The organism is Micromonospora echinofusca, from assembly GCF_017614955.1.
Taxonomy (GTDB): Bacteria; Actinomycetota; Actinomycetes; order Mycobacteriales; family Micromonosporaceae; genus Micromonospora; species Micromonospora echinofusca_A.
Genome location: NZ_WVUH01000669.1, coordinates 1 through 1,115 on the forward strand (window position 1 = coordinate 1; position 1,115 = coordinate 1,115).

1 protein-coding gene and 1 pseudogene are annotated in these 1,115 nt (G+C 69.4%); both read right to left on the reverse strand.

All coding sequences use genetic code 11. The features are described from left to right. Positions 1 to 205: pseudogene (locus tag GSF22_RS33760) on the reverse strand (hypothetical protein); the annotation flags it as partial. Further along, the gene (locus tag GSF22_RS33765) at positions 199 to 777 is read right to left on the reverse strand and encodes a hypothetical protein (RefSeq protein WP_208817940.1); all 579 of its coding nucleotides are present in this window, start codon (positions 775 to 777) and stop codon (positions 199 to 201) included. The gene GSF22_RS33765 and the pseudogene GSF22_RS33760, both read right to left, overlap by 7 nt. Positions 778 to 1,115 lie beyond the last annotated feature (338 nt).

Sequence of the window (1,115 nt, forward strand, 5' to 3'; positions counted from 1 at the left end):
CGCCCGGCTGGCCCGGCTCGTCGTCCCAGACGTTGCAGTCGTTCGAACCCGGTGGGCACTCCCCACCGGCCGGGCCGGCGGTCACCGGTACGACCGGAGCGGCGAGCAGCAGCACCAGGGCGGCGGCGGTGAGGCCCAGCAGCCGGCGGATCACCCCGGCCCGGTCCCGTGGGGCCGGGGTGACCGCACCTCCCCAGGTCAGCATGGCTGCTCCTCGTGGGCCGCCCCGGCACTGATCAACCAGCGCCCGGCGAACCGGGTGGCGGTGGCGGTGGCCAGGTAGCGGCGACCACTGGTCCCGGGTACGGCCTTCTTGGTCTTGACGTCGACGAGTCGGTAGCCGGTCGCGTCCAGGCAGTCCTGGATCTCCACGGTCGCCGGGACGTTGTCCAGGTCGACCGAGGTGACGACGGGGTCCGACTTGAGGGTGCCGGTACGCATCGCGCCATGCTCCTTGGCGGTCCGAATGGTGAGCCGTACCCGGGTGAGCAGCGGGTCGGCCAGGTATTTCGGCAGGGCCGGGTGAAACGGGTCGCCGACCCTGCTGGCCTCGCGGGAAGCGTCGAGATATCCGGCATAGGCAGCGAGTGCGGCCTGGCTGGCGGTGGCGATTTCCGCGCTGCTGGCCGGGGCCGGTCTGCTCTGCCGGCCGGCCGGGAAGCCGTCGCCAGGATCGAGGTCCGTACCCGGAACCGAACCGCAGGCCAGGGTGCCTCCCAGGACCGTCAGGAGGGTGAGCGCCGCGCCGGAGAAGCGGCCTGCGCGTCGTACCCGCATCGCTGGCCCTCCTCGTTTCCGCCGGTCAGCCGCCGGATGAGGGGCGTTTCAGGGCGTGCCGGATCGCGCCCGGATGGCCTCATCCGGATCTGGAACATTTGCCGAAGTTGATGGTCGTAGGTGTGGTGCTGACAATCCCCGTGGTCATCCGCCGGGGTCGGTGTCGGCGGCTTGCGCGGTACCCAAGGGGCGAGCATAGGCTGACGCCCGACGATGCAACAGAGGCAATTCAAAGGATCACGAAGAGTTAACATGGCTCGTGTTGATCAATCCGCGACCCCTTTGACGTCCGTGTATCTCCTGGTTGATCGTCGGATGACGGTCGGGCGAAGATCTGC

Bases quoted from the DNA above. Each gene is read 5' to 3' on its own strand.
- GSF22_RS33765 (WP_208817940.1), bottom strand. From the start codon at position 777: ATGCGGGTACGACGCGCAGGCCGCTTCTCCGGCGCGGCGCTCACCCTC.